This window comes from Marinobacter sp. SS5-14b (assembly GCF_030541005.1).
Lineage (GTDB): Bacteria > Pseudomonadota > Gammaproteobacteria > Pseudomonadales > Oleiphilaceae > Marinobacter.
Genome location: NZ_JASSVM010000004.1, coordinates 315,726 through 341,583, shown reverse-complemented (window position 1 = coordinate 341,583; position 25,858 = coordinate 315,726). Strand labels below are relative to the sequence as shown.

The following is a 25,858-nucleotide window of genomic DNA, read 5'->3' as shown; positions in this document are numbered from 1 at the left end:
CGATCGGTTCAGCGGCTGCCCCGAAGCATGACGCCTGCTGCCGCGGCAAGCAAGACCCAGCTCCAGGCCGGCATGTCGGTCACCCACTGTTGGGCATCCGGCTGGCTGCCTGCGATGGCCGCGACTGCAAGCACTGCGGCGATAAAGCCCCGGCGCCAACGGCGTTCGCTGCGCAGCTGCTGTTCTTTCATCAGCGCCAGGGTGGCCCGGTTCTGTTCTTCGGTCGGGCCGCTGCCGCGTAGCTGTAACAGAGCATCATGCACCAGTTGCGGCATTTCCGGGGATTGCTCCAGCCACGAGGGCAGGTGTGTTTGCAGCGACTTTATCAGCCCAGCCGGGCCGACACGCTGGCGCATCCATTTTTCGAGAAACGGCTGGGCGGTGCTCCACAGGTCCAGGTCCGGATACAGCTGGCGGCCCAAACCTTCAACGTTGAGCAGGGTCTTCTGCAACAACACCAGCTGGGGCTGCACTTCCATGTTGAACCGGCGGGCGGTCTGGAACAGCCGCAGCAGGAAGTGGCCAAAGGAGATGTCTTTCAAAGGCTTTTCAAAAATCGGTTCGCACACGGTGCGGATGGCGGCTTCAAATTCGTTAATGCGGGTATCCGGTGGCACCCAGCCGGATTGTATGTGCAGCTGGGCCACCTGTCGGTAATCCCGACGGAAGAACGCGAGCAGGTTGCGAGCCAGATAGCTCTGATCGTCTGGAGCCAGGGTGCCTACGATGCCGAAATCGATGGCGATGTACTGCGGGTCCGCTGGGTTGGAGGCGTCAACAAAGATATTGCCCGGGTGCATATCGGCGTGGAAAAAGCTGTCCCGGAACACCTGGGTGAAAAAGATTTCTACGCCTTTCTCGGCCAGTACCTTCATGTTCACGCCGGCGTCCCGAAGGGTGTCGACGTCGGCAATCGGAATGCCGTGAATCCGTTCCATTACCAGTACGGACTTGCGGGTGTAATCCCAGTCGATAAACGGAATGTAGATCAGTGGCGAGTTGTCGAAGTTGCGGCGTAACTGGCTGGCGTTAGCGGCTTCCCGCTGCAGGTCGAGTTCGTCGTGGATGGTGGAATCATAATCCGCCACCACGTCCACCGGATGCAGGCGTTTGCCTTCTGCCCAGTATTTCTCGAGAAGTCCTGCCATCAGATACATCAGGCCGAGATCTTGCCGGATGACTTTTTCGATGCCCGGGCGCAGTACCTTGACCACGACTTTCTGGCCATTGGACAGAGTTGCAGCGTGTACCTGAGCGACCGACGCCGACGCCATCGGGTCCGGGCTGAACTCCGCAAACAGCTCGGCCACCGGCGCGCCGAGAGATTTCTCGATGATGCCCCGGGCCTGATCGCTGGGGAAAGGGGGTACCCGATCCTGCAGCTGTTTCAGGGAATCGGCCATGTCGTCGGGCAGCAAATCCCGGCGGGTGGAAAGAATCTGACCGAATTTGACGAACACCGGCCCGAGTTCTTCCAGTGCCAGGCGCAGGCGGTCACCCCGGCTGAGCTTGGGTTGCGGGAACAGGTGCCAGGGTGCCAGCAGGAAAAAGATTTTCAGAGGTGTGGGCAGTTCCGCCAGGGGCAGAAAGGTGTCGAGCCGATAGCGGCAGAATACCCAGGCAATTCGGAACAGGCGTCGCAGGCGAGTCACAGATTCTCCGTATCGTTAAGGCTACCGGATGAGGTCAGGTGATCGAGCCGGGCTTCCAGGCGCTCGGTGCGCAGGTTGAGCTCGTCAATATCCTGAAAAGTCGCTTCCAGCTCTCGTCGCCCGGGCAGGGCGCGGCTTTCTTCGTGGAGGTATTCTTCCACGTTGCTGTTCATGGTGCGGACGGCGTTCCGGCTCCAGTGCGCCGCGCTGCGGATGCTCTTGCCCAGAAAATGCGCCGGTATGTCACCCAGATGGCGGGCCATGGCGGCTTCCCAGTCTGGCTCCAGCTGGTTCAGCGCCCGTTGCATCTGATGCGCCAGGGCCGTGTCGCCCGTCACTTGCAGGCGTTCATCAGCAAATACCCGATCGTCACCCAACGCCAGTGCGGCAAAGGCTATGGGGCGGCCGGTGATTTCCAGCACGGCATCGTCAGCCGGCTGGCTGCGCACCTGCACCTGGTCACCGGCGCGGTCCAGCGTCCAGTTCATGGCCAGCGGTGCGGTAATGCGAAACTGTACGGGCCCGGCAAGCGCCTTTAGCAGTGCGTTGCGCCCGGCCGGGTCCAGCGTCAGCGCCTGATTCAGCGCCGATTCGACAATGGCGCTGATGGCAGACAACAGGGTCGGGCCGGGAAACATCAGGGTTTGATTCCGACGTGCAGCGCCACAATGCCGCCGGTCATGTTGTAGTACCTGCAGTTGACCAGGCCGGCGTTTTCCATCATGCCCTTCAAGGTGTCCTGATCCGGGTGCATGCGGATGGACTCGGCGAGGTATTTGTAGCTCTCGCTGTCACCGGCAAACAGCTGGCCCATCAATGGCAGGGCGCTGAATGAATAGGTGTCGTAAGCCTTGCTCAGGAGCGGGTTGGTGGGCTTGGAGAACTCCAGCACCATTAGCTTGCCGCCGGGTTTGAGGGTGCGGGTCATGTCCCGCAGGGCCTGATCCTTGTCGGTCACATTGCGCAGACCAAAGGCAATAGACACGGCGTTAAAGCTGTTGTCCGGGAATGGCAGGTGCTCGGCATCGGCCTGCACGTACTCGATGTTGCCAGCGTAGCCGCGGTCGGTCAGGCGGCTGCGGCCGACCTGCAGCATGGAGGCGTTGATGTCTGCCAACACAACTCGGCCGGAAGGCCCCACCAGATCGGAAAATTTCATGGTCAGGTCGCCGGTGCCGCCGGCAATGTCGAGTACCTGATGGCCCGGGCGAACGCCGCTCAGCTCAATGGTAAAGCGTTTCCACAGGCGGTGAATACCCATGGACATCAAGTCGTTCATGAGGTCGTATTTGCCGGCCACGCTGTGAAAAACTTCTGCGACCTGGCTGGCTTTCTGGCTTTTCGGCACGTTACGGAAACCGAAGTGGGTCACGTCGTCCTGGCCGTTGCCGGGTGCACCTGGCGTTTGCTGCTCGCTCATGAGAATTGATCCTGTCAGAATGTCGTCCCGTATTCTAACTGCTCCGGTGTTGGCTACAAGTTTATTACCGGCTTACACTGTAAAACCGTTTCCAAATTACCGAGAAAACTGATTCATGTCTGTTATCGATATTCACCGCGCCCACACGCTGGACAAGGAACACGCCCGCGAGGCGGCCGAAACTCTGGCTAAAGATCTGTCAAAGCAGTTTGACGTGAATTACCAGTGGGAAGGCGATCTTCTCAGGTTCAAGCGCAGTGGCGTGAAGGGTCAGCTGGACATTGCCGAGACGGACTTGCACATTCGCCTGGAGCTGGGCCTGATGTTGCGCCCGTTCAAGTCTCGTATTGAGCAGGAAATCCATTCCCAGCTGGATCAGATTATCCAGGCCTGAGGCCTGTTAAAGGTCGCCCGGCAGTGCGAAGGGCTCCGGGTGGCCCTCCAGTATGTTTGTCATTACCTGCTGTTCCCGGCTGATTAATCGATGAATCAGCACATCTACCTTATCCATTTTCCGGAACGCGCTGTACCCCCGGTGCAGAAAGCTGTGCAGATCGCCCAGCTCTGCCATCTCGGCGGGGCCACGGGTCATGGACAGCAGCCAGCCCAGGGTGCGATTGCGCACGTAGCGGTCCAGCTCCTGGCCCGTCTCGGAGACCAGCGCCAACTGCCGCTCCCGGATCGGTAACTGAAGACTGGCGCGGTAGCCCTGGCACCAGGCTTCGGGGCTAATTGCCTGGGTACTCAGGCCCTGCTGGTCAAACCATTCTGCCAGTTCAAGGTCCAGGCTCTGGGTGATCAGGTTGAGCTCCACCAGTCCGGCGAAGGTGGCCAGCAGATGGTCCGGCAGCCACTTCACCATTTTCGGGAACACGCGGTCGATGTTGTCGTCCCGGCGGGTCATGCCGGCGGGTGCGTAGAGATCAGACAGCAGAAATTCCAGCCCGGTGTGATAGCCGGGGTGTTGATAGAGGTCCCGATGGGTAGTTTTCAGGCGTTCGGCCTGCCAGTCGGCCAATCGGCGGGAGTCGTCCAGCAGTGGGTGAGTCGATTTGAGCTGGCGGAAGTCGTGATATTCCAGCAACAGGCGTTTGAGCCTGTGGGCGTTTTCTGAATGCACTTCCGTTGCGACCAGGCGCTCACGATACATGCCGGGGCTCCATCAGACTGAACAACAAGGCGCTCAGTTTAACGAAGCCGCACGGGCGGTGCATCCGCGGATTTCAGATTCCGTTCAAGCCTGGGCTGCCATTGACAAGGCTTCAACGCCCGGGATCCATTCCCGGCTATCCAGGGTGATAAAGTGGCTCTGGGCTTCTGTTTCCACAATCCGCATGGTGGTCGGGCTGGTTCTGGCGCTGGCGAGCATGGCGGTTCGGTCCAGAATACGGTCTGTTGCGGGAATCAGAAAGGTGCCGTGGCGGACATGCTGATACACAGAGCTGTCGGTCCGCTCCATCCAGTCCATGATGTTCTCGATATTACGGACAATGGTCAGGTGGTCCTTGGTGGCGAAGAACATTTTGCTCAGCAACTGGCGCTTGCGCGGGTTCATCTTGCCAAAGAAGGTCTGACCATAGGCGGACTGGGGCGCGCTGTTGATCAGACGGATCAGCCAGGGCCACATGCCATGGCTGACCGGTTCAAGCAGTGTGGTGACCAGTGCGTGCAACTTGCCCTTGGGTAATACCGGGGCTTCCAGCACCACTTCTACATCCTCATACAGCTCTGGCCACTGGCGGATGGCTTCCAGAATTACGGCGCCACCCCGGGAGTGCCCGTGAACACGAACGTTCTGCGTGGTTGGCAGGTTCTGCAGGGTCTGGTTCAAAATGCAGGCATCATACTCGATGGTGCCTTCCAGGAACTTGATGGGCACTTCCCACTCGGCCTTTTCCGGCGTTACCCCATTGACCGGGATGTGGTAGTTGCTGCAAGTCAGCAGGATCAGTTCCGTAGCCGGGCCGTCGTACGCCTGGGTGAAGTAACAATGATTTTCCAGAAAACCGTGCACGCCAATAACGGTATGCTGTGCAGCACCGCTGTGGTTACGGACCGACACCGCGCCTTTACCAACCCGGTAAACCTGGCCCGAAAACATTTCCGAGTAGGCGCTGTCGATCGGTTTTATCAGTTTGCGTATGTGGCTAGCTTTCATTGTTCGTCTCCCCCGGCACGGCTACAGGTTGTTTTGGTTATGTATATGCCGGTGTTTCATTTGTAACGCGATCTGGGCGCGGTTTATGTGGCGCCAGCGCCCGAAATTTTCGTTGTTTCGAGCCAATCGCAGGATACCGCAGTGCGTTTTATAACCATTGCACTAAGCCTTATAACGAGTATAGGACTGAACCGTTAACTCCGTGTAATTTTTTGTAACGGTGTGCGGGGTGTCCTGATTATGGAGCCGCTATCCTGACTCTGGCACAATGCGGGATTGGCTTCACCAGACTATTCATCGGGGAACTTCAGGTTTGAACCAAGAGCAATCGCATCTCATGCTGCCTTCGGATTCGGCCTGGCTGGCTTTGGAACGGCCGGAGAACCCCATGACCATTACCATTATGCTAAGGGTGGATGGCCTCACGGCTGCCAGATTCCGTGATTTCCTGAGCGTGTACTGGATAGCCTGGGAGCGCTTTCGCTGTCGCCCGGTCTGGAAAGCACCGGCCTGGTATTGGCAGGTGGACCCCACCTTCACGGCGGCCCGCCATCTGGACGTGGCGCTGGATCGCTTTGATCGGCACCAGTTGCAGGACTGGGTGTCCTGTCGGCTGAATGAGCCATTGCCGCTTTATCGCCCCGCCTGGAAATTCTGGCTTGCACCCAATGCCGAAGGGGGCGCTGCTCTGCTGTTGCGGCTGCACCACTGTTATGCAGACGGCCTCTCGCTTTTGGGAATCTTTGACAAGCTGTGCCCGGTATCGCCAAGGCAGTATCCCGCCATTTATGGCGCTCCTGAGTTGCCTCAACTGGGCCGCTGGGCTGATTCTGCCCAGCGCTGGTTTGGCTCACTGGTGGCTCAGCTGGGATTGGGCAATACTTCTTCCCCCGACTTTGCTGCCGGTGCTGGGGCATCTCAGGGGCTGGCCGGGAAGGCCGTGCACAGCGGCACGCGGTTGGTGCACGAGCTGAGCGAGTTTCTGGTAGAACCGCAGGATTCAGCCTCGGATCTCAAGCGGCCGCTGCTGGGCCGACGGAATTGTCGCTGGTCAGATCCTGTCTCCCTTGATGACTTTCGCACGATTGCCCGGGCCACTAACACGACCATTAACGATGTTCTGTTGGCGTGTGTGGCAGCTGCGATCAGGCCGCGCCTTGGGTTGACGCCAGGGCAGTTGGATGACGCTGTGATGCACGCGGCGGTGCCGGTGGATATTCGAGCCCACATGCCCGAAGGCATAAAGCCGGAGGATGGCGAGCCCGGTAACTGTTTCGGCACCGTGTTTGTGCCTTTGCCGGTTGATGGGGCAAGCGCCCTGGAGCGGCTGTTCCGCATCAAGCACGAAACCCGAAAGCTTAAAAAAAGCTGGCAGCCAGGCATTGCCTGGGGCCTGACCGCCTGCGCTTCGTTATTGCCGGAGGCTGGCCGTAGGCCCTTGGCGGACCTGGTCTTCCGAAAGGCCTCTGCGGTCGTTTCTAACGTGCCTGGCACACCGGAAACCCGTTATCTGGCCGGCTGCGCCATTACCGAACAGATGTTCTGGGTGCCCCAGGCCGGCGATATCGGCCTGGGCGTGAGCATTGTCAGTTATGCCGGTCAGGTCCAGTTTGGTGTGGTGGCGGATGAAGCCGTCATGCCCGACCCTCAGGATTTTCTTTCTGACTGCGTGCAGGAACTTCAGCAGTTCAGCTGAATCCAGACTCTACGACTATCGGACTATCCGCTTCAGCGCCGTCTTGATACAAAACTCCCGAATTGGGGTCTACCTTAGTTGTGTCATCGCAGAAGGCGTTTTGCCCTGCGACAAATAGAACAATGAGGCAGACATCATGATCTACGCACAACCTGGAAAAGACGGTTCCGTCGTTTCTTTCAAATCCCGTTACGAAAACTACATCGGCGGCGAGTGGGTTGCCCCGGTGAAAGGTCAGTATTTTGAAAACATCACGCCCGTCACCGGCGCGGTGATCTGTGACATTCCGCGCTCCAGTGCCGAAGACATCGATCTGGCTCTGGATGCCGCCCACAAAGCGGCGCCAGCCTGGGGCAAGACCTCCACCACCGAGCGCTCCAACATTCTTCTTAAAATTGCCGACCGCATTGAGCAGAACCTTGAAATGTTGGCGGTAGCGGAAACCTGGGACAACGGTAAAGCGGTGCGTGAAACGCTCAATGCCGATCTGCCACTGGCTGTCGACCACTTCCGGTATTTTGCCGGCTGTATCCGCGCCCAGGAAGACACCTCCAGTGCCATCGACAATAACACCGTGGCCTATCACTACCACGAGCCCTTGGGCGTGGTCGGCCAGATCATCCCCTGGAACTTTCCGCTGCTGATGGCGGTGTGGAAACTGGCGCCCTGCCTGGCGGCCGGTAACTGCACGGTGATGAAACCGGCCGAGCAGACCCCGGCCAGCATCCTGGTGTTGATGGAGTTGATCGGTGATCTGCTGCCACCGGGTGTGGTCAACATCGTCAACGGCTATGGTCCGGAGGCCGGTGAAGCCCTGGCCACCAGCAAGCGCATCGCCAAGATTGCCTTCACCGGGTCTACGCCGGTGGGTGCTCACATTCTTAAGTGCGCGGCTGAGAACATCATCCCGTCTACGGTGGAGTTGGGTGGCAAGTCGCCGAACATTTACTTCTCCGATGTGTTGCAAGCCGAACCGGAGTTTATCGACAAGTGCGTCGAGGGCCTGGTGCTGGCGTTCTTTAACCAGGGCGAAGTGTGTACCTGCCCATCCCGAGCGCTGATTCAGGAAGACATGTACGACGAGTTTATGGCCAAGGTCATTGAACGGACCAAGGCCATCAAACGCGGTAACCCGCTGGACACCGATGTGCAGGTGGGCGCCCAGGCCAGCAAAGAGCAGTTCGACAAGATCCTGTCGTACCTGGACATTGGTAAACAGGAAGGCGCGCAAGTGCTGACCGGTGGTGGTATCGAGGCCATGGAAGGCGAGTACAACAACGGTTTCTACGTGCAGCCGACCTTGCTGAAAGGCACTAACAGCATGCGCGTGTTCCAGGAGGAGATCTTTGGCCCGGTAGTGGGTGTCACCACCTTCAAGGACGAAGAGGAAGCTCTGGCCATCGCCAACGACACCGAGTTTGGTTTGGGCGCCGGCCTGTGGACCCGCGATATCAACCGCGCTTACCGCATGGGCCGGGCCATTCAGGCCGGTCGTGTGTGGACCAACTGCTACCACCAGTACCCGGCGCATGCTGCCTTTGGCGGGTACAAGAAGTCGGGAGTTGGTCGCGAGAACCACAAGATGGCACTGGACCACTATCAGCAGACCAAGAACCTGTTGGTGAGCTACGACATCAATCCGCTAGGCTTCTTCTGAGTTAACGGCCGGGCGCAAAACTCTTTGCGCCCGGCTCGCAACGTTCCCTTTCTGTTCTTCCCGCCAAACTGAACTCACCCCAGGCTAGAGTGTAAGACTTTCTTACATACAGGGCCCATCTCGCCTCGTGATACTTCCCCTCTGCCGGCGGTAAGCCCGGTGTATCAGAAAACATCTGAGGGGTTGAAGGATGAAAACAACAACGACAGGAAAATACGCGCACTTACGTCATAGGCACTGGTTGGTCGCCGGTGCTTTGTCGGTGCTGATCAGTGGTTGCGGTGGCGGTGGCTCGGAGACTTCCGATCCGTCCGATTTTGAGCCGCCGGCAGAACCGGTCAACATCGGGGGCAATGCGGATCTGTATGATCCGGAGCGCCTGCTGACGGTTGACCTCACGATGAATCCGGAGGAGTTCAGCAAGCTCCGGAGCGAAGCTCGCACGCTGGCCAGTACCGACAGGGAATGTGTGCCTGAGTTTGAATACACAGAGTTCAAGGCCAGCGTCACCATTGATGGTGACGAAATGAACAACGTGATCGTGCGCAAAAAAGGCTATATGGGCTCCCTGAGCCCGAGCATTCCCTCGTTGAAGCTGGACTTCGATGACCTATGGCCTGGCCGCACCTACCAGAACATGTCCCGGATGACCCTGAACAACAATCGCCAGGACCCCTCCAACGCCCGCCAGTGTCTGGCCTATGATCAGTTCCGCGCGGCCGGTATTGCTGCACCCAAATGCAATTACGCCAGAGTGACCATGAACGGTCAGGATCTCGGTGTGTTCACCAATGTGGAGCCGATCAAGAAGCCATTTCTGGCCAGGGCCTTTGGCGATGACGATGGCAACCACTACGAAGCCCAGACAGCCGATTTCGGAACCTGGCTGAGCCAGCGGTTCGAGAAGAAAACCAACGAGAAAGAAAACGACCGCACGGATCTGCAGGCCGTGACGGACGCCCTGTCGTTGCCAGACGAGCAGATGATGAACGTGCTGCCGCAATTGGTGGATGTGGATGAATTTGTCCGCTTCTGGGCGCTGGAAACACTGCTGGGCGCCTGGGATTCGGCTACCGGTAACGCCAACAACTTTCATATCTACCGCAATCCAGAGGATGGCCTGTTTCACTTTATTCCCTGGGGTGCAGATACCGCTTTTCGGGGTGAGCACCCGCTGAAACCCATGACGGGGGTGCTGTATCGCAACTTCTCGCTGGCGGATCGCCTTTACGGTATTCCCGAATACCGGGCGCGTTATGAGGAGACGCTCGAGGAATTACTGGCAACCCAGTGGAATGAGGCGGAACTGTTGGCCGAGCTGGAGCGGGTTCGCCAGCTCACCGCCACAGATTCGGCTGCCACTGAAAGCCTGAAAGCGTTTATCAGTGGCCGTGGTGCGCAAGAGGACTCGGACTACAGGCCTTCACGAAGGGTGGCGATCGAACAGGCTATCGCGGAAGGCGCTCCCACGGGAGAGATCTACTTACTGAAAGACGAGCAGCCCGACTGCAGTGCACCGGCTACCACCCGGCTTACCGCAACGGTCAAAGCCCAGGGCGGCACGGATACCGGAGCCTTCCGGTTCACCCTTCCCGACGGCAAGGAGGTCAACGCAAGCCTGACGTTTGCCGCCTATAAAGTGGATAGTCTGGTTTACTCCGTTGACCGTGAGTCGAAACCGGAAGTTGTTAGTTTGTTGTTGATCGGTGCTGACGTAAATGACGCGTTTACGCCTTACGTTTTGCAGGTATTTATCGAAGTCTCGGACTACGTGCCTGGCACGCACCGGTTTCACGGTTTCGCAACCAACGCCTTGTTGTTCGAAGTTGATGAAGCCGCACCGGGTGGCGTGAAAACGCTGGCGTTGGGTGCGGAAGGCAGCGTCACCATCACCGAGGTGGGCTCCGGAAACCGTATCGGCGATGTGGAGCTCAGCCTGGACGCTACTCTGGAGTATGAGGCCAGCGTGCGATGAACATGGCGGTTGGCAGCCCGTTGGATGCGTTCCGCGGGCATTCCCTGGCTGATCAGGCCAGCGCCCGGCTGATGAACCGGACAGATACCAAGTTTCTGGTGTCTGTCCCGGTGCTGGACAGCTGCCTGAGGGGGCTGGAGCGCGATTACAGTGTGTTGGAAATGGGCGGTGCCAGGCGGTTCCAGTACGACACCCTGTATTTCGATACCCCCGATCGGCAGCTGTACCGGGACCACCACAACGGCAAGCTGAACCGCTTCAAGCTGCGCATCCGGCATTATCGCGAGACTGGCGAAAGCTATCTTGAAGTGAAAAAGAAGGATAACCGGCAGCGGACGGTAAAGAACCGGATTCTGTTGAGTTCGGATGTGTTCGCACGGAATCTTCTGCGTCAATTTCTGGAGCACCAGTCAGGCCTGTCGGCAGCAGGGATGCAGCCGACACTTTTCGTGGGATATCAACGGGCGACCCTGCTGAACAAGCAAGGCACGGAACGTATCACCCTGGATACCGGCCTGTCCTTTCACTCCCCCGATCGCCGGTGTACCGCTGAGTTGTCAGACCTGGCGATCATTGAAGTCAAATACGACCGAAAGGCGCCATCTTCCCCCTTGCTTGATCGCTTGCGCCAGCTGGGTTGCCGGCCGGTGACGTTCAGCAAATATTGCGTGGGCAGTGGGCTGCTGTTCGGGCATGAACTGAAAACCAATCGTTTTAAACCGCTGTTAAGGAGCCTTCATGGAATCGGCTGTTGATTTCCATTTTGTGACCCGCCTGATCATCAACACCGTGTCGGTGTTTGTGTTGATCCGCTGCTATTTCGCGTTTTCCCGCCACAGAGAGAACGCGGCCTCCTTTATCCTGTTTGGCGTAGGGGTGTTTCTGGTCACCGCCCTGTTGCATTCGGTCACTGTGACCATGGGCTTTGCGTTTGGTCTTTTTGCGGTGTTCTCGATGCTTCGGTATCGCACTGAGGCCCTGGGCATCAAGGAAATGACTTACCTGTTCCTGGTGATTGCCATGGCACTGCTGGCGGCAGTGGGCACGATGCACCACCTGGAGCTGGTGTTCCTGAACTTGCTGATCATTGTGATTGCACTGGTGCTGGAAACCCGGGTGTTGTTGCCCCGCCACGGTGAGAAGGAGGTCGAGTACGAGAAGATCGAAAACGTTCACCGCAGCAAACATCATGAGTTAGTTGAAGACTTGCGTGAGAGGACCGGACTGGATGTGTTTAGGGTGGATGTGGTGTCTGTGAGTTATCTGCGTGACACCGCCATGCTCCGCATGCATTTTCGCCAGGAGGCTCGTTATGATCACCCATAAACAGAGCCGGGCGTTGCTGCTGACCGGAATGGCACTGGCGCTACCCCTGCCGGCCGTTGCAGAAGAGTTGGCCGTGGAGCTGGGCGGGTACGTTGCCGGGGGCGTGGATCACTATGGCGCGTTCTATGATGAGGAGGGTGCCTCGAGCACCACGCGGGGAGTGTTGAGAAATGCCAAGCTGCAACTGGAGCTGGCCTGGGGCGAGCATTGGGAGGCAGAACTCGATGGCGGTTACTCGATAGAAGGGGATAAAAAAGAAGCCGAGCTTGGCGATGCTTATGTGCAGTACCTTGGCGACCGGCGCTTTCGGGCCACTCTGGGGCGGTTCAAAGAGCCGTTTGGCCTTGAGCGGCTTACAAGCTACTCCTCCATCAATACCAGCGAGCGATCATTAGTGACATCCGCCTTTGCCCCGGGCCGATCCACTGGCCTGCAGGTAGGCCAGTTCCGAAAATCCGGAACCTGGGCATTGGGTGTGTTTACCGATGAACCAGACGGTGGTTCAACCAGAGCGGTGACCGGTCGGGTTACTCGTGCCCCGGTTCGGTCGGATGCCGGGGTGTTACACCTCGGTGCTGCAGCGTCCTGGCGAGACCTGAATGATGAGCGCTTCCAGATCAAGGATGAGGGTGAGGTGTTCAGCGCCGATAATGTAATCCGCAGTCCGCGGTTTGATGCACGGGATAGCTGGCTCGCCGGCTTGGAGGCCGCCTGGCTGTCCGGTCGTCTGGCGCTGTCAGCGGAAGCCATGACACAGAGCGTCCGGCGCACCAATGGTGAACGTTGGCAATACAGTGGCGCCTATCTTCAGGCGAGCCTGTTTCTCACTGAGGATCAGAGGCGTTACAGCCGGGGCGAGTTCAAACGCGTGAAACCACAGCATCGCGGTGGTGCCTGGGAGCTGGTGTTGCGCCACAGCGCGGTGGATCTGCGCGACCGGGGCCTGGGTGCCGAGGCCAGTGTCACCGCCGTTGGCCTCAACTATTACCTTGGCAAGGCCTTCCAGGTGCGTGTGAACTATCTGTTGCCGGAGATCAGCGGCAACACCCTGATGGTAAACCCGGACGGGGATGCCGCCACCGTACGTGCGGTTTTTCGGTTCTAGTTCAGGGGCAATGTCAGCGTCACTTTGGTCCATTGGCCTGGCTCACTGCTGATCGCCATCGCGCCCTGATGGTGGCGCATGATGGTCTGGCAAATGCTGAGGCCCAGGCCGAGGTTGTCCGGGGTGTCGTTGGTGGAGTAGAAGGGGTCGGTGAGGCGGGCCATGTCCTCCTCAGCGATACCCAATCCGTTGTCCTGTACCTCGATGGTCACATGCTCACTCGAGAGGGACGCATCGATATCGATGGTGCCTGCGCGCTGCGCGGTATCGTGGATGGCGGCGGCTGCGTTCAGCAGCAGGTTTACGAACACCTGAATCAACGCGGACGGATAGCACGTCAACCGTGGCTCCGCCGGAATGCCCAGGCGCACGTTTATCCCGCGCAGCTGATGACGGCAGAGTCTGGTCGCGGTTTCCACCAACGCGCGGAGGTCAGCCTGTTCACGGTTTTGGTCTGGGGCTGGTCGCGAGAACTGGATCAGATCGGACACGATATCGGCAATACGCTTCTGATGCAGGGCGGTGTCATCAAGGGCGTCGGTGATTTCCGGGTCGCGGTTGACGGCCGAGGCAAAGCCGAGGGCCTGGCTGGCGCAGTTCAGCGGATTCATGATTTCGTGCAGCAGCCCCTTGGCCATATGGCTGAGGGCCTGATGTTTTTGTTCCTGAGCCAGCCGCTGTTCGGTGGATCTCAGGGTTTCCAGTGTTCGGGACAGCTGACGGTTACGATCTCGCAGCAGATATTGCAGGGCCAGCAAGTTGCGCAGGAACTGTGAGAAAAACCAGGCCGATAATGGCGCGACCACCAGGCACATCAGAATCAGCCAGTTCGTCAGTATGCCAATCAGCGTGCCCGCAAAGGCACTAGGCTCTGTGGCCACCGCAGTGGCGAGAACCAGCAGGATCAGGTTGGTGATCAGAATGATGGTGGTGTGCAGCAGCGACAGCGTGATGATGCCGACTGAACTGATAAAGAAGAACAGGCCAACAACGGGGGCGATGGCCGCGCCTGAGACGATATAGCCCAGATAGCTGAACGTGGCCATATTGATGAACACCAGGTAGACCACGAGCGGCGCTGCCCTGCGCAGGCGGGTAAACCAATGGGCTGCGATCAGGGCCGTCAGGATTAGCGTGTAGATGACGTAGGTGCCGAGGATGCTACGGCCCTCATCGCTCAGAGCCAGGCCGGCCAGGAACAGCAGTGTTCCGATAAAGGCGATGGCCAGGTAGACGTCGGCAAACAGGGGCAAAACCCGATGCCGGTATTGGGTTCGGAAAAAGCGCTCAAATCGTTGTTGCCGGTATACCGGCAGCTGGCGGATCTGATCCATACCGGAGAGTAGTTTCACGAGGTGGCTCCGTGCTGATGTCTGTGCATGAACAAAATGAGTTCCGGCAGGCGCTCAAAGCCAAGTTTCACGAAAATCCGGTCTTTGTACGAGTGTACCGTTTTGCAGGATACGCCGAGCTGCTCAGCAATGTCTCGAACCGGAACCCGGCCGGCCATCAGGTGCGCCACTTCCCGCTCCCTGCCCGAGAGTGCCCGGTAGGCGGCCAGAGCAGTGGGGGTGTCGTCAGCAGCCGTATTCCTGGCGCTGACGTAGACCTGGCCATTGCGGATGTACAACAATGTTTTCATCAGTTCCTGCACCGGCTGGTGCTTGGAAACAACCGCCTTTATCCCGGCTTCCAGGTAAATGGCGAGTCGCCCGGTGCTGACCGGCGTGTCTGAAATCAGCAGTACCGAGAGGGAAGGTTGCAGGCTGAGGGCGCTTTCAGCAATGGTCAGGCCATCGTTATCCTGCAGATTCTCTTCAATCAACAACACGCCCGGGCGAGTTGCGCTCAACCGGTTCAAGGTGTCTACGCCGGTTTCCGATTCGCCCACCAGTTCGACGTCATCGTTCAGTAAAAGCTGAAACAGCAGGCTGTCGCGCAGCATACGTTGCCCAACGGTGACATAAAGCCGTATCTTGCGTTGCCCGACCATGTTCACGCTGCCCGATGGCGACTGGGAAAGTTCAGGGTCAGCCGGAAGCTTTGTTCGCCGCCGCTCGCGTCAACGTGCCCGCCCAGCAACCGTGTGCTGGCATAGACCATAAACAGTGCGCACTGCTGTTCCAGTAGCGGTCGGGAGATGCGGGTAAGCGGCGCCAGCAGGTGACTGTACATGCGCAGCGGGCTGTCGGTTGTTATGGCGAGCATGTTGCCGCTGTGGCTTATCCTGATCTGGCTTGTATGCAGGCCGGAGGCCGCCAGCAGGGTTGTCAGCGACTGGCACAGCCGCGCCAGCGGCGTATCCGCGGTTGGCGCGCTGCCTGGCTCATTATTTGTGACGGCTGCGAACGAAGATTCAATGTCTTGGCGGGTAACGTGACTCAGCCCGCCGGGCTCCAGGGCTTCCAGCTGCTGGTGCACCAGGTGGCCAAAGTCTTGTTCCAGCTGCTGCTCCAGTGTGGTTTCACGGCTGGCCCTCAAGTGGGAACTGTTGGCGGGAAGGGTCTGTATGGTCAGCAAAAGATCAAGAAACGCTGCGATTTCTGACTCGCTGATCGTTCGTTCATTGAGGCTGGAAAGTCGAGTGAGCAGGCGCCCGTAGCGTTGTTGGCGCAACTCTGCGAACTGTTGATCGGCGTGTGTCCGGGAGTAATCCCGCTGTGCCACCAGCTGGCGGTGGTGCACCAGCGCTGTGCGAAACAGGCGCAGCAGCTCCTGTGCCTGCCAGGGCTTTTGTCGGTAACGGAAAATCTGGCCCTCGTTGACGGCGCCCAGAGCGACATCCACCTCGCCCCAGGCTGAGGTCAGAATCCGCACGATTGTCGGGTGCGATTGTTTCAGTTCACTCAGCAGTTCCTTGCCGTGCATGCCTGGCATTCTCTGGTCTGTCATGACGACGGCAACGGCACCCGCCTCATCCTGCACGCAGCGCAATGCTTCCTCTGCGCTCTGGGCGCAGATAACCCGAAACTCATCCTGCAGTAGTTCAAGCTGACGGGACAGATATTTGGTGGCGGCGGGTTCGTCATCGACAATCAGCACCGCTGGCATGTGTGCCCCGCCGGCAGGTTCTTTGGTACGGGTGTGGGGCGCTTCCCGGTGTGTTAATGAGGCCATCAGAACATGGGACCGAACCAGGTCCGGGTTTGCCGGCTGCTCAAAACAACGGTCAATTAACTGCTGATCGAGGAGTGATACCAGGAGATCAAGTTCAATGGCCTGCCCCAGAAGTATTTTCAGCAGATGTGGGTGTTGGTCCCGTGCTTCGGACAATAAGGCCGATTCCCGATAGTTGTCCGGGTGCGGTGAGAGCACAAAGATGGCCGTAAGGTTGCTTGCTCTCGTTGCCATATCGGAACCGGACGTTTGCGACAGGTAATCCAGCGCGGCTTGATCGGACCGGAACGGGTGAATGGTGAAGTCCTTTCCGAAGAGGTCTTCGAACTGTTCGCGATCCTGTTCATGATGGTAACGGAGGATAACGGCCGGTGTTCCGCTGATGGTCATGTAGAGAGGTTATCCTGATGGTGGAGGGTCTGGTGCCAAGATTAGCAAGGTAGAGTGATTTTGCGTGTAGGAAATTCCTACAAATAGGCAGGGCTGAGTGTTCCGGGCCTGAATGTGTGATCGGAGTAGCATTTAGGTGAATTTGAGGTCGCCCAGTGACTACACTTAGATCAGTGGCAAATATGCTGTCGCCGGGATGTACGACAAAAGGAGGCACAGGTGAGCGAGTTCAGAACGGAAAAAGACAGCCTCGGAGAGGTCCGCGTACCCGCTGAGGCGCTGTGGGGAGCGCAGACCCAGCGAGCGATAGACAACTTTCCAGTCAGTGGTCGGCCCATGCCGCCGGAATTCATTGTGGCGGTGGCGCAGATCAAAAGGGCGTCGGCACAAGCGAACGCTTCGCTGGGATTGTTGGAGCCGGGCCTGCGGGATGCCATTGTGAGCGCCTGCGACAGGCTGGTGGATGGTGACTTTGCTGACCAGTTTCCGGTGGACCGTTATCAGACGGGCTCCGGTACCAGCACCAACATGAACGTCAACGAAGTTATCTCCGCCATTGCCCGGTTGCAGGGCGCAGAGGTGCACCCGAATGATCATGTCAACATGAGCCAGAGCTCCAATGACGTGATTCCCACTGCTATACACATAAGCAGTCTGCTGGGGGTGAAAGAGCGATTGTTGCCAGCGTTGTCTCACCTCCGGGGCGTGCTCTATGAGCGGGAGGCCGAGTTTTCAGGTCAGGTCAAAACGGGCCGAACGCATTTGATGGATGCGACGCCCGTCACTCTGGGCCAGGAGCTCCGAACCTGGCGTGAACAGATTGCAGCCGCAGAACGTCGTCTTGAGCATGCGATGAAAGAGCTGGCCGCTTTGCCTCAGGGCGGAACCGCGGTCGGAACCGGGGTGAATGCCGCCTCTGAGTTTGCCGGCCAGTTCATCAAGTTTCTGAAAAGCCACACCGGCTACCCGTTTCAGTCGCTGGAGCATAAGTTCACCGGGCAGAGCGCGGTCGATGCCCCTGTGGCGTTGTCTTCCCAGCTTCGCGGCGTGGCGGTTACGCTGACCAAAATAGCCAACGATCTGCGCTGGATGAACAGCGGCCCTATTCACGGCCTGGCGGAAATCAGCCTTCCCGCATTGCAGCCGGGCAGCAGTATCATGCCGGGCAAGGTTAACCCGGTGATCCCTGAATCTGTCGCTATGGCGAGCGCGCAGGTCATGGGGCTGGACAGCGCCGTTGCGATTGCTGGCCAGTCCGGTAACTTCCAGCTTAATGTCATGCTGCCGCTGGTGGGCGCAAACCTGCTGGATATGATTGGCTTGCTTACGGGCGCCTCGACCATCCTGGCAGACAAAGCGCTCATCGGTTTCACCGTAAATGTTGATAATCTGAATGCGGGCGTTGGGCGTAACCCTGTGTTAGTCACGGCGTTAAACCCTGAAATCGGTTACAGCCTTGCCGCCGAGATTGCCAAAGAAGCCTATCGCACCGGTCGCCCGGTTATTGATGTCGCAGAAGAGCGCAGTGGCCTCAGTCGCAAACGACTGGAACAGCTGATGGACCCGCTCAAACTGACCCGAGGTGGGCTGGCCTGAGGCGCAGTGCCGGGAGGTAAGCCAGTGCTACTGCCATTCGAGTTGTTCGTCATGCTGGTGCTGGCCAACGGTGCCCCGGTGGTTGCAGCGAGGCTGTTCAACCATCACGCTGATTGGCCCATTGATGGCGGGCGGTTGTGCCGCGATGGGCGGGCGTTGCTGGGTGCCAGTAAAACCTGGCGGGGGTTGGTTGTTGGCACGCTTGCCTGTTTGATCTTCGCTGCGTGGGTCGGGCTGGGCGCCGGGTTCGGAGCGCTGTTCGGCCTTCTTGCGCTGTTGGGCGATCTGTTCAGTAGTTTTGTCAAAAGGCGCCGGGGGATGTCATCCAGTGCCCGGGCCGTTTGGCTGGATCAGTTGCCGGAGTCCGTCGCACCCATGCTGATGGCGTGGCTGTGGTTGCCGGTTCCGTTGTGGGAAGCCATGGCCATTGCCTTGCTGTTTGCGCTTTCCAATATGCTGTTTTCGCCCCTGCTTTACCGGCTGGGTATCCGCAGACAACCCCATTGACCAAACTAGACCGGGCCCCGCGACAGCGTGTGGATTGTGACCTCCGGCGGGCAGTTAAGGCGCACATTCAAGACCGACGTGCCAGCGCCCGGTGAGGTGTAACCCTGCATGCCGTTAACGCTCCAGGCGCCCTTGCCGAGGCGTCTGGGGCAATCAGAATCCAGGGTGACAGGAATGCCTCCGGGCAGGCAAATCTGCCCGCCATGGGTGTGGCCGCACAGAAAGATGTCGTAGCCCGCATGTGCCGCTTCACGCCAGATTTCCGGGGTATGGCTCAGGAGCAGGCTGGTGCCCCCGGCGGGAATTTTATCGCCCGCCCGGTGCAGGTTGTGCACCTTGTAATAATGCGCATCATCAACACCCGCAAGGTAAAGGGTTTGAAGGTCTCGCTCAAGGGCCACCATTTCGTTCATCAACAGGCGGTAGCCCATGTCTTCCAGTGCCGGTACCATTCGAACGCTGTCATGGTTGCCAAGCACCGCGTAGGCGTCGCCCTGAATGGCCTTTCTGAGCATCTTCATGCCATCGAGCGCGGCTTCGACAGGGCCAAAGGTGAGCTGGCGGTAATCGCCGGTGAGCACACACAGGTCGTAGTCCAGAGGTTCGATCTGGCGGATGACCGCTTGCAGATTGTGCTCGTCCATATCCACATGCAGATCGGTCAGGTGCAGGATGCGAAAGCCGTCGAACGCCTGTGGCAGTTCTGGCAGAACAAAGGTGTTGTGGGCGGTGGTGAGCTTGCGGCTGTTGGCTCGGGCGCGATTGAACAGGCCCACCGCCTGCAGGCAAAAGCGGATCAGGCGCGGGGCGTTCGTCAGGTTTTCCAGGTGGAAGGAATGTTTGTCGCGGCCCAGTACCAGGGCTTCGGATTCCTGCTCGATGCCGAGTCGCTGGCGGGCATGAACCGGCCCGAGCCTGAGGCTCAGTCGGTACTCGAGGAGTTCGTCCTGATTTTCCGGTGTGCGGGCCTTTGCAGTCATGCCGTTTCCCTGATGCCGAGCGGCGCCTTATTGCTGGCGCCTGTGTTTATTATGGATGGTCACCGGGTATGTGCAACCGCACTGACATAATGTTCATGTTTTACTGCCGCTTTAAGATGACTGTATTTGGAGACGCACTATGGCGATGACAGAAAGCGACCAGCCCGGCTCCCTGACCAACTGGCAGGTGTTCCTGGTTTTTTTGCGACTGGGCCTGACCTCGTTTGGCGGACCCGCCGCGCACCTGGGTTTCTTTCACGATGAATTCGTTAAGCGTCGCCAATGGTTGTCTGCCAGCGCTTATGGCGAAGTGGTTGCCTTGTGCCAGTTACTGCCAGGGCCGGCCTCGAGCCAGGTTGGGCTCACGATCGGGTATTTGCAGGGTCACTACGGTGGGGCGTTTGCAGCCTGGCTGGGTTTTACCTTGCCGTCGGCGACGATCATGGCCTTGTTCGCGTTTGGTCTGGCGCTCTGGCCGGAGGCCGGTTCAGGGGGCTGGGTCAGCGGTTTGAAGCTGTTTGTGGTGGCGGTGGTCGCTCAGGCGGTCTGGCAAATGGGGCAATCTCTGTGCCCGGATAAGCCTCGCGTGGTTATTGCCCTGTTGGTCGCTACCGTCCTGTTGCTGGTCGGGGCAACCTGGGTGCAGGTGCTCGTGCTGGGCATGGCGGCGGTTGCCGGTGCCGGCCTTAAATTGAGTTCCGACAAGGCGGCCGAACCCCTGCATGTACCCCTGCAGTCCCGCAATCCCTGGTGGTTTGCTGCCGCCTTTGCAGTATTACTGGTGCTTTCTCTGTTGCCCCAGCAGACGGGTTCACTGGCGTGGGTGTGGGCTGAATTGTACCGGGCAGGATCTTTTGTGTTTGGTGGCGGCCATGTGGTGTTGCCCTGGCTGCAGGAAGGTTTTGTGGACTCCGGCACTATGCCCGCAGACACGTTTCTGGCGGGTTATGGTGTGGCGCAGGCGGTTCCCGGGCCCCTGTTTACTTTTTCTGCTTTCCTCGGGGGGGCTGAAGCGGGCCTTGCGGGCGCCATCATCGCGGTGGTAGCTGTGTTTTTACCCGGCACCTTGCTGGTGTTTGCCGGATTGCCCCTCTGGGGTTGGTTGAGGGAGCACCGGCAGGCTCGCTCCGCTCTGGCCGGTGTGAATGCAGGCGTGGTGGGGCTGCTGCTGGCGGCGCTGTACGATCCGGTGTGGACCTCCGCTGTGCATGGCCCGGCCGATCTCGCCCTGGCACTGATATTCTGGCTGGCGCTGGCGGTGATGCGTTGGCCGGTTTGGGGTCTGGCGCCTGCCAGTGCCATACTGGGTGCAGTCTTTTTGTGATTGTTGTCCGTATAGGCAATGACAGCCGAATGAACTGACATGATGAGAGCCAAGACATGACCGATGCCTGCAATATCCCCGGCCTGAACGTACCACGTAGCCGGTTCCCGACACCGGAACAAACTCTGCCTGAAACGGCCGGCGAGGCGCGGCTGGTGTTGGCTGGCGGCTGCTTCTGGTGTGTCGAGGCGGTGTTTCTGGCGATCGATGGCGTAACCCGTGTGGAGTCCGGTTATGCCGGCGGCACGGAGCAAACCGCCAACTATGAGGCTGTGTGCAGCGGTACCACGGGCCATGCTGAAGTGATCGATGTGCACTATGACCCGGCAAAAGTCAGTTTTGGTGAGTTGCTGAGGGTGTTCTTCTCGGTTGCCCACGACCCCACTCAGCTGAATCGACAGGGCAACGATGTGGGTACCCAGTACCGGTCGGCGGTTTTCTATGAAACCGAGGATCAGAAGCAGGTGGTGCAAGCCTACCTTCGCCAGCTGGACGCCGCCGGCGTTTATTCCGCTCCGGTTGTGACCAGTCTTGAGCCGCTTGACGGGTTTTACCCGGCGGAGGCCCATCACCAGAACTTTGCCGCACGCAATCCCTGGCAGCCCTATATCATGGCGGTAGCGGCTCCGAAAATGGAAAAGCTGGCCAATACCTGGCCTGACCGACTGAAACCTGAATTCAGCCAGGACGACCCGGATCTGGCCTAAGGAGAATGCCATGACTTTATCGGCCGCAGGCTATGACCTGACGCCCCTGAGCAAAGCGCAGATTGATGAGAAAGCTGCGGATCTCAGTGCAGAAGAAAAACGTGTTTTGCTGGATCACGGCACCGAACATCCGTTTTGCGGCACTCTGCTGGATAACAAGAAATCCGGGGTGTATCACTGCCGCCTGTGTGACCTGCCGTTATTCAGTTCTGATGCCAAGTTTGATTCCGGAACCGGCTGGCCAAGCTTTTACCAGCCGTTTGATCCGGAGCATCTCAAGCAGATCGAGGACAACAGCTTTGGCATGGTGCGCACCGAGATCCGTTGTGCCCGCTGTGACAGCCATCAGGGCCACGTGTTCCCGGATGGTCCGCCACCGACCGGACAGCGGTATTGTCTGAATTCGATTTCCCTGGTGTTCCGGGAAGCGGATTGAGCGTTTCGGGCCATGCGGGCCTAGTATAATGCGCCGCTGTTGCCAGCTCGCTGGCTTATGGGAAGGGGCATTGTGAATGAAGCGACTGAACTTGAGTCCGTTGACCGAGTCCGCAACCTTGCTTCGGCGTTCGGCGGTAGTGATGGGGTCGGTGGCGCTGACGGCTCTATACTCGGGCCTGATTTTGCTGCGTGCTTTGTTTGGCCGGCTGAATCGTCCGATTGTCGACAACTACTGCCGGGAATGGTCCACGGCGGTGCTCAAGCTGGTTCGCGCCAACCTGACCGTTCGGGGCGAAGTGCCGGATTTCGGTGATGGCCGGCGTTACATCATTATGAGCACCCACGCCAGCCACTACGATATCCCGGTCAGTTTTGTGTCGCTGCCAGGCTCCATCCGGATGCTGGCGAAGAAGGAGTTGTTCGGCATTCCCTTGTTGGGGCAGGCCATGGCCGCAGCGGAGTTTCCGTCGGTTGACCGTTCCAACCGGGCTGGCGCAGTACGGGACTTGCAGAAGGCCAGAGCCATGATGGAGAGTGGCATAGTGCTATGGGCTGCACCGGAGGGTACAAGATCAACGGATGGGCGCCTGTTGCCGTTCAAAAAAGGCTGCTTTCACCTGGCCCTGGAGACCGAAGCGGTGATTGTGCCGGTGGCCATTCGCGGTATTCATCAGGTTTTGCCGGCCCGCAGCCTGCAGATTAATCTCGGGCAGCCGGTGGATGTTCGGGTTGGTCAGCCCATTGATACGGCAGGAAAAAGCAAAGAGGATCTCGGCCAGATCATGGACGAGGTGCGTCAGAGCATGGAGGATTTGCTGGGTAATGGCGAGGCGGAGTAGTATCCGGCCTCGCCACCCGGCTGTTATGCGGCAGCGACGACGGTAGAAAACAAGTATCCGGTATAGGCAACGTAGGCGGTTAACAGGATAACGCCATCCACTCGCGACACCATTTTACGCCAGCCTGTCACGCCAAAGCCCATCACCAGCAAGCCCACGGTCAGTGCAAGCATCAGCGACCAGTCCCGGTACAGCACTTCCGGGTCCACCGACAGGGGCTGAATGGCCGCGGCCAGGCCAACCACGGCCAGGGTGTTGAAAATACCTGACCCCAGAATGTTGCCAAGAATCAGGTCGTGCTCGTTCTTTTTCACCGCCGCCAGGGCAGACGCCAATTCGGGCAGGGAAGTACCGATGGCGACGATGGTCAGGCCGATCACCAGATCACTGATGCCCAGGCTCTGGGCAATCGTTACCGCGCCCCACACCAGTATCCGGGAGCTCACAATCAGCAGGATCAGGCCTATGACGAGCCAGATGATGGCGCTTTTCAAAGGCATCGGGTGAGCAATGATCTCGGCATCGGTTTCGCCACCCAGGGGATCGGCTTTGCCTTTGAAGCCCTGGTAGATTGACCAGCCCATCACGGCGGCGAACACCCCCAGCAGAACCCAGCCGTCGAGCCGTGAAAGTTCGCCATCCAGTAACTGGGCGCCGGCAATCAGCGTGAGCACGATCAACAGTGGTAGTTCTTTGCGAATAACCTGGGAGTGCACGGCAATCGGCGCGATGATCGCCGTCAGGCCCACAATCAGAGCAATGTTGGTTATGTTGGAGCCATAGCCATTGCCCAGAGCCAGGCCAGGATTGCCGTCGGCGGCAGCCATGGCTGACACCGCCAGTTCCGGCGCGGAGGTGCCAAAGCCGATAATGACCATACCGATCAGCAGGGTAGGCATGCCCAGGTGTTTGGCGGTGGCGGCAGCGCCTTCCACGAATTTGTCGGCACTCCAGACCAGCAACACAAGCCCGGCAATAATGGCACCGATAGCCGTCAGCATAGTAAAACCTCGATCCACGTGTCAGTCGTCGCCGCGATTATCGCAGGCGAGTCAAATCTGGCGCACAAGATACAGCAAGTCTGTGTTTCAGGTCAGCCCCTGGCGCTCGGGAATTTGCGGTATAAGCAATGATCCGCATTAACGTCTGGGGAGTATCAGACTAAAGTGGCGCTGATATTGTTAACAAAACGCGCGAAAATCGAGCGATCCAATAATGGTCGGTCCGATAAGCACCGATTGACAATCGCAATTTATTATTCCAGCAAAAATCGGGATAATGCGCCCAATTTCAGACCGGAGGCATACGGCCGCGCCATCTACCTCGCGCCGCGCCGGCTTTCGACAGACCGCTTTGCTGATCGTGGGGCGGTAACAGGCTCAATACTAGCTAGGGTGAAAATCAATGGCCGTTAGACAGGCAGATGTAGTGCTGGTCGGTGGGGGCGTCATGAGCGCTACCCTCGGCATGATGCTCAGGCAGCTGGACCCGTCCCTGGACATCGTCATGGTGGAGCGTCTTGACCACGTTGCTCATGAAAGCACTGATGGATGGAACAACGCAGGTACCGGCCACGCCGGCTACTGTGAACTGAACTACACTCCGGAAACCGATGACGGCGACGTTGAAATTGCTCGGGCATTGCAAATCAATGCGCAATTTGAGGTGTCTCTGCAGTTCTGGTCTTACCTTGTCGAGCAGGGCATCCTGCCGGAACCGTCTACGTTTATTAACCGTACTCCGCACCAGAGCTTTGTTTGGGGTGAGAAAGACGCAGCGTTCCTGAAGCAGCGTTTCGAACGGCTTAAAGCCCATCACCTGTTCCGGGAAATGGAGTACACCGAAAGCCCGGAAGACCTCGCAGAGTGGATGCCGCTGGTTGTCGGCAATCGCGACCCGATGCAGCGGGTTGCAGCGACTCGCATCAAGCACGGCTCTGACGTGGATTTTGGCTCCCTGACGCGCAGCATGGTGGCGTGGCTGGAAACCCAGCCCAACTTCGAGCTGATGGTCAGCTCTCCGGTTCACTACATTGACCAGCGTGACAACGGTCGCTGGAAGCTGCGGGTAAAAAATCAGAAGACGGGCGAGTTGACCAAGCTCGAAGCCGGTTTTGTGTTCCTGGGGGCTGGCGGTGGCGCGCTGCCGCTGCTGCAGAAATCCGGCATAGAAGAGGCCCGCGGTTACGGCGGCTTCCCGGTCAGTGGTCAGTGGCTGGTGTGTCAGAAGCCTGAGGTCGTCAAGCAACACCACTCCAAGGTATACGGCAAGGCGCCAATCGGTGCTCCGCCCATGTCGGTTCCGCATCTGGATACCCGCATTATTAATGGCGAGCCGGCGTTGTTGTTCGGGCCGTTCGCAGGCTTTACCACCCGGTTCCTGAAACAGGGTTCGGTTTTTGACTTATTCGGTTCGGTTCGCGCGACGAACCTGCGGCCGATGCTGTCGGTGAGCAAGAGCAACATGGACTTGACCAAGTACCTGATTGGTGAGGTGTTCCAGTCGCACAGTGACCGAGTGGATGCATTGCGTAACTTCTTCCCGGACGCGCAGGAAGACGATTGGAAGCTGCAGATGGCCGGCCAGCGCGTGCAGATTATCAAACAGACCGAGCAGGGCGGTGGCAAGCTGGAGTTTGGTACCGAGATTGTCGCGGCCAAAGACGGCTCTCTGGCGGCACTGTTGGGCGCATCACCTGGCGCCTCAACCGCAGCCAATGCCATGCTGGATGTACTGCAGCGGTGCTTCCCCGAGAAGATGAAATCCGATCAGTGGCTTGAGCGCATGAAAGAGCTGGTGCCGTCCTACGGGCAGTCTCTGGTGGAAAACGAAGAGCTGCTGAATAAAGTGCGGGAGCGGACGCTCTCAACCCTGAAACTGGCTTGATTGCCAAGCCTTGAACCCCCGTAGTGGCCGTCACCTTTCACGTTTGGCCACTACGGGGGATGCTTTTCAGTTATTGCCTTCCTGC

24 protein-coding genes are annotated in these 25,858 nt (G+C 58.6%); 14 read left to right on the top strand and 10 right to left on the bottom strand.

Annotation, left to right across the window (positions count from 1 at the left end; all coding sequences use genetic code 11):
- Positions 1-8: 8 nt before the first annotated feature.
- From ubiB to ubiE, 3 genes are read right to left on the bottom strand one after another with little or no spacing between them, the layout of a single operon-like run.
- Entirely contained in the window at positions 9-1,652 is a 1,644-nt protein-coding gene (gene ubiB / locus QPL95_RS11535) for a ubiquinone biosynthesis regulatory protein kinase UbiB (protein WP_303291114.1), read from the bottom strand.
- Positions 1,649-2,290, bottom strand: a complete 642-nt coding sequence (locus tag QPL95_RS11530) for an SCP2 domain-containing protein (RefSeq protein ID WP_303291113.1) — start codon at positions 2,288-2,290, stop codon at positions 1,649-1,651. Before QPL95_RS11530 ends, ubiB begins: the two co-directional genes overlap by 4 nt.
- Complete coding sequence (gene ubiE / locus QPL95_RS11525; protein ID WP_303291112.1) at positions 2,290-3,072, bottom strand: bifunctional demethylmenaquinone methyltransferase/2-methoxy-6-polyprenyl-1,4-benzoquinol methylase UbiE; 783 nt, start codon at positions 3,070-3,072, stop codon at positions 2,290-2,292. The genes QPL95_RS11530 and ubiE overlap by 1 nt, the downstream gene beginning before the upstream one ends.
- Positions 3,073-3,187: 115 nt before the next feature.
- Between ubiE and QPL95_RS11520 the strand changes: the two genes are divergently transcribed.
- A complete protein-coding gene (locus QPL95_RS11520) occupies positions 3,188-3,466 on the top strand; it encodes a polyhydroxyalkanoic acid system family protein (protein ID WP_303291111.1) in 279 nt (92 codons plus the stop codon).
- 6 nt (positions 3,467-3,472) lie between these two features.
- On the opposite strand, the gene QPL95_RS11515 is transcribed toward QPL95_RS11520, so the two are convergent.
- Both QPL95_RS11515 and QPL95_RS11510 read right to left on the bottom strand, forming a co-directional pair.
- On the bottom strand, positions 3,473-4,222 hold the full coding sequence (locus QPL95_RS11515) for a hypothetical protein (protein ID WP_303291110.1): 750 nt from the start codon (positions 4,220-4,222) through the stop codon (positions 3,473-3,475).
- A gap of 84 nt (positions 4,223-4,306) precedes the next feature.
- Positions 4,307-5,230, bottom strand: a complete 924-nt coding sequence (locus tag QPL95_RS11510; protein WP_303291109.1) for an alpha/beta hydrolase — start codon at positions 5,228-5,230, stop codon at positions 4,307-4,309.
- Positions 5,231-5,618: 388 nt separating this feature from the next.
- On the opposite strand from QPL95_RS11510, the gene QPL95_RS11505 reads away from it, so the two are divergent.
- From QPL95_RS11505 to QPL95_RS11480, 6 genes are all read left to right on the top strand, one after another.
- A complete protein-coding gene (locus tag QPL95_RS11505; protein WP_368389746.1) occupies positions 5,619-6,926 on the top strand; it encodes a WS/DGAT domain-containing protein in 1,308 nt (435 codons plus the stop codon).
- A 136-nt stretch (positions 6,927-7,062) separates the two neighbouring features.
- Positions 7,063-8,583, top strand: a complete 1,521-nt coding sequence (locus QPL95_RS11500) for an aldehyde dehydrogenase family protein (protein WP_303291108.1) — start codon at positions 7,063-7,065, stop codon at positions 8,581-8,583.
- Positions 8,584-8,773: 190 nt separating this feature from the next.
- Complete coding sequence (locus QPL95_RS11495; RefSeq protein ID WP_303291107.1) at positions 8,774-10,558, top strand: CotH kinase family protein; 1,785 nt, start codon at positions 8,774-8,776, stop codon at positions 10,556-10,558.
- On the top strand, positions 10,555-11,313 hold the full coding sequence (locus tag QPL95_RS11490) for a polyphosphate polymerase domain-containing protein (protein ID WP_303291106.1): 759 nt from the start codon (positions 10,555-10,557) through the stop codon (positions 11,311-11,313). The genes QPL95_RS11495 and QPL95_RS11490 overlap by 4 nt, the downstream gene beginning before the upstream one ends.
- Positions 11,297-11,884: a DUF4956 domain-containing protein gene (locus QPL95_RS11485; RefSeq protein WP_303291105.1), complete on the top strand. Its 588-nt coding sequence runs from the start codon at positions 11,297-11,299 to the stop codon at positions 11,882-11,884. Before QPL95_RS11490 ends, QPL95_RS11485 begins: the two co-directional genes overlap by 17 nt.
- Positions 11,871-12,989, top strand: a complete 1,119-nt coding sequence (locus QPL95_RS11480; protein WP_303291104.1) for an OprO/OprP family phosphate-selective porin — start codon at positions 11,871-11,873, stop codon at positions 12,987-12,989. The genes QPL95_RS11485 and QPL95_RS11480 overlap by 14 nt, the downstream gene beginning before the upstream one ends.
- Here the strand turns inward: QPL95_RS11480 and QPL95_RS11475 are convergent.
- The 3 genes from QPL95_RS11475 to QPL95_RS11465 are packed head-to-tail and all read right to left on the bottom strand — an operon-like array spanning position 12,986 to position 16,496.
- Positions 12,986-14,341 (bottom strand): sensor histidine kinase, encoded by a 1,356-nt coding sequence (locus tag QPL95_RS11475; RefSeq protein ID WP_303291103.1) that lies wholly within the window; start codon positions 14,339-14,341, stop codon positions 12,986-12,988. The two genes, QPL95_RS11480 and QPL95_RS11475, sit on opposite strands and share 4 nt — an antisense overlap.
- On the bottom strand, positions 14,338-14,982 hold the full coding sequence (locus tag QPL95_RS11470) for a response regulator transcription factor (protein ID WP_303291102.1): 645 nt from the start codon (positions 14,980-14,982) through the stop codon (positions 14,338-14,340). Before QPL95_RS11470 ends, QPL95_RS11475 begins: the two co-directional genes overlap by 4 nt.
- A 2-nt stretch (positions 14,983-14,984) precedes the next feature.
- A complete protein-coding gene (locus QPL95_RS11465; RefSeq protein ID WP_303291101.1) occupies positions 14,985-16,496 on the bottom strand; it encodes a response regulator in 1,512 nt (503 codons plus the stop codon).
- Between the two features lie 219 nt (positions 16,497-16,715).
- Here QPL95_RS11465 and QPL95_RS11460 point away from each other — a divergent pair, with 219 nt between their 5' ends.
- Together QPL95_RS11460 and QPL95_RS11455 are read left to right on the top strand one after the other, a co-directional pair.
- Positions 16,716-18,092 (top strand): lyase family protein, encoded by a 1,377-nt coding sequence (locus QPL95_RS11460; RefSeq protein WP_303291100.1) that lies wholly within the window; start codon positions 16,716-16,718, stop codon positions 18,090-18,092.
- 24 nt (positions 18,093-18,116) lie between these two features.
- On the top strand, positions 18,117-18,599 hold the full coding sequence (locus tag QPL95_RS11455; RefSeq protein WP_303291099.1) for a CDP-archaeol synthase: 483 nt from the start codon (positions 18,117-18,119) through the stop codon (positions 18,597-18,599).
- Between the two features lie 5 nt (positions 18,600-18,604).
- Here QPL95_RS11455 and QPL95_RS11450 read toward each other — a convergent pair whose 3' ends face one another.
- Positions 18,605-19,579: a metallophosphoesterase gene (locus tag QPL95_RS11450; protein ID WP_303291098.1), complete on the bottom strand. Its 975-nt coding sequence runs from the start codon at positions 19,577-19,579 to the stop codon at positions 18,605-18,607.
- 139 nt (positions 19,580-19,718) lie between these two features.
- Here QPL95_RS11450 and chrA point away from each other — a divergent pair, with 139 nt between their 5' ends.
- From chrA to QPL95_RS11430, 4 genes are all read left to right on the top strand, one after another.
- Positions 19,719-20,903 carry a chromate efflux transporter gene (gene chrA, locus QPL95_RS11445; RefSeq protein WP_303291097.1) on the top strand — a complete coding sequence of 395 codons (1,185 nt, stop codon included), beginning with the start codon at positions 19,719-19,721 and terminating at the stop codon, positions 20,901-20,903.
- Positions 20,904-20,959: 56 nt separating this feature from the next.
- Positions 20,960-21,610, top strand: a complete 651-nt coding sequence (msrA, locus tag QPL95_RS11440; RefSeq protein WP_303291096.1) for a peptide-methionine (S)-S-oxide reductase MsrA — start codon at positions 20,960-20,962, stop codon at positions 21,608-21,610.
- Positions 21,611-21,620: 10 nt separating this feature from the next.
- Entirely contained in the window at positions 21,621-22,046 is a 426-nt protein-coding gene (gene msrB / locus QPL95_RS11435) for a peptide-methionine (R)-S-oxide reductase MsrB (protein WP_303291095.1), read from the top strand.
- Positions 22,047-22,122: 76 nt separating this feature from the next.
- Entirely contained in the window at positions 22,123-22,887 is a 765-nt protein-coding gene (locus QPL95_RS11430; protein WP_303291094.1) for a 1-acyl-sn-glycerol-3-phosphate acyltransferase, read from the top strand.
- A gap of 23 nt (positions 22,888-22,910) precedes the next feature.
- Here the strand turns inward: QPL95_RS11430 and QPL95_RS11425 are convergent, their stop codons facing one another.
- The gene (locus tag QPL95_RS11425) at positions 22,911-23,888 is read right to left on the bottom strand and encodes a calcium/sodium antiporter (protein ID WP_303291093.1); all 978 of its coding nucleotides are present in this window, start codon (positions 23,886-23,888) and stop codon (positions 22,911-22,913) included.
- Positions 23,889-24,291: 403 nt separating this feature from the next.
- Here QPL95_RS11425 and mqo point away from each other — a divergent pair, with 403 nt between their 5' ends.
- Entirely contained in the window at positions 24,292-25,773 is a 1,482-nt protein-coding gene (gene mqo, locus QPL95_RS11420) for a malate dehydrogenase (quinone) (protein WP_303291092.1), read from the top strand.
- Positions 25,774-25,858: the final 85 nt, after the last annotated feature.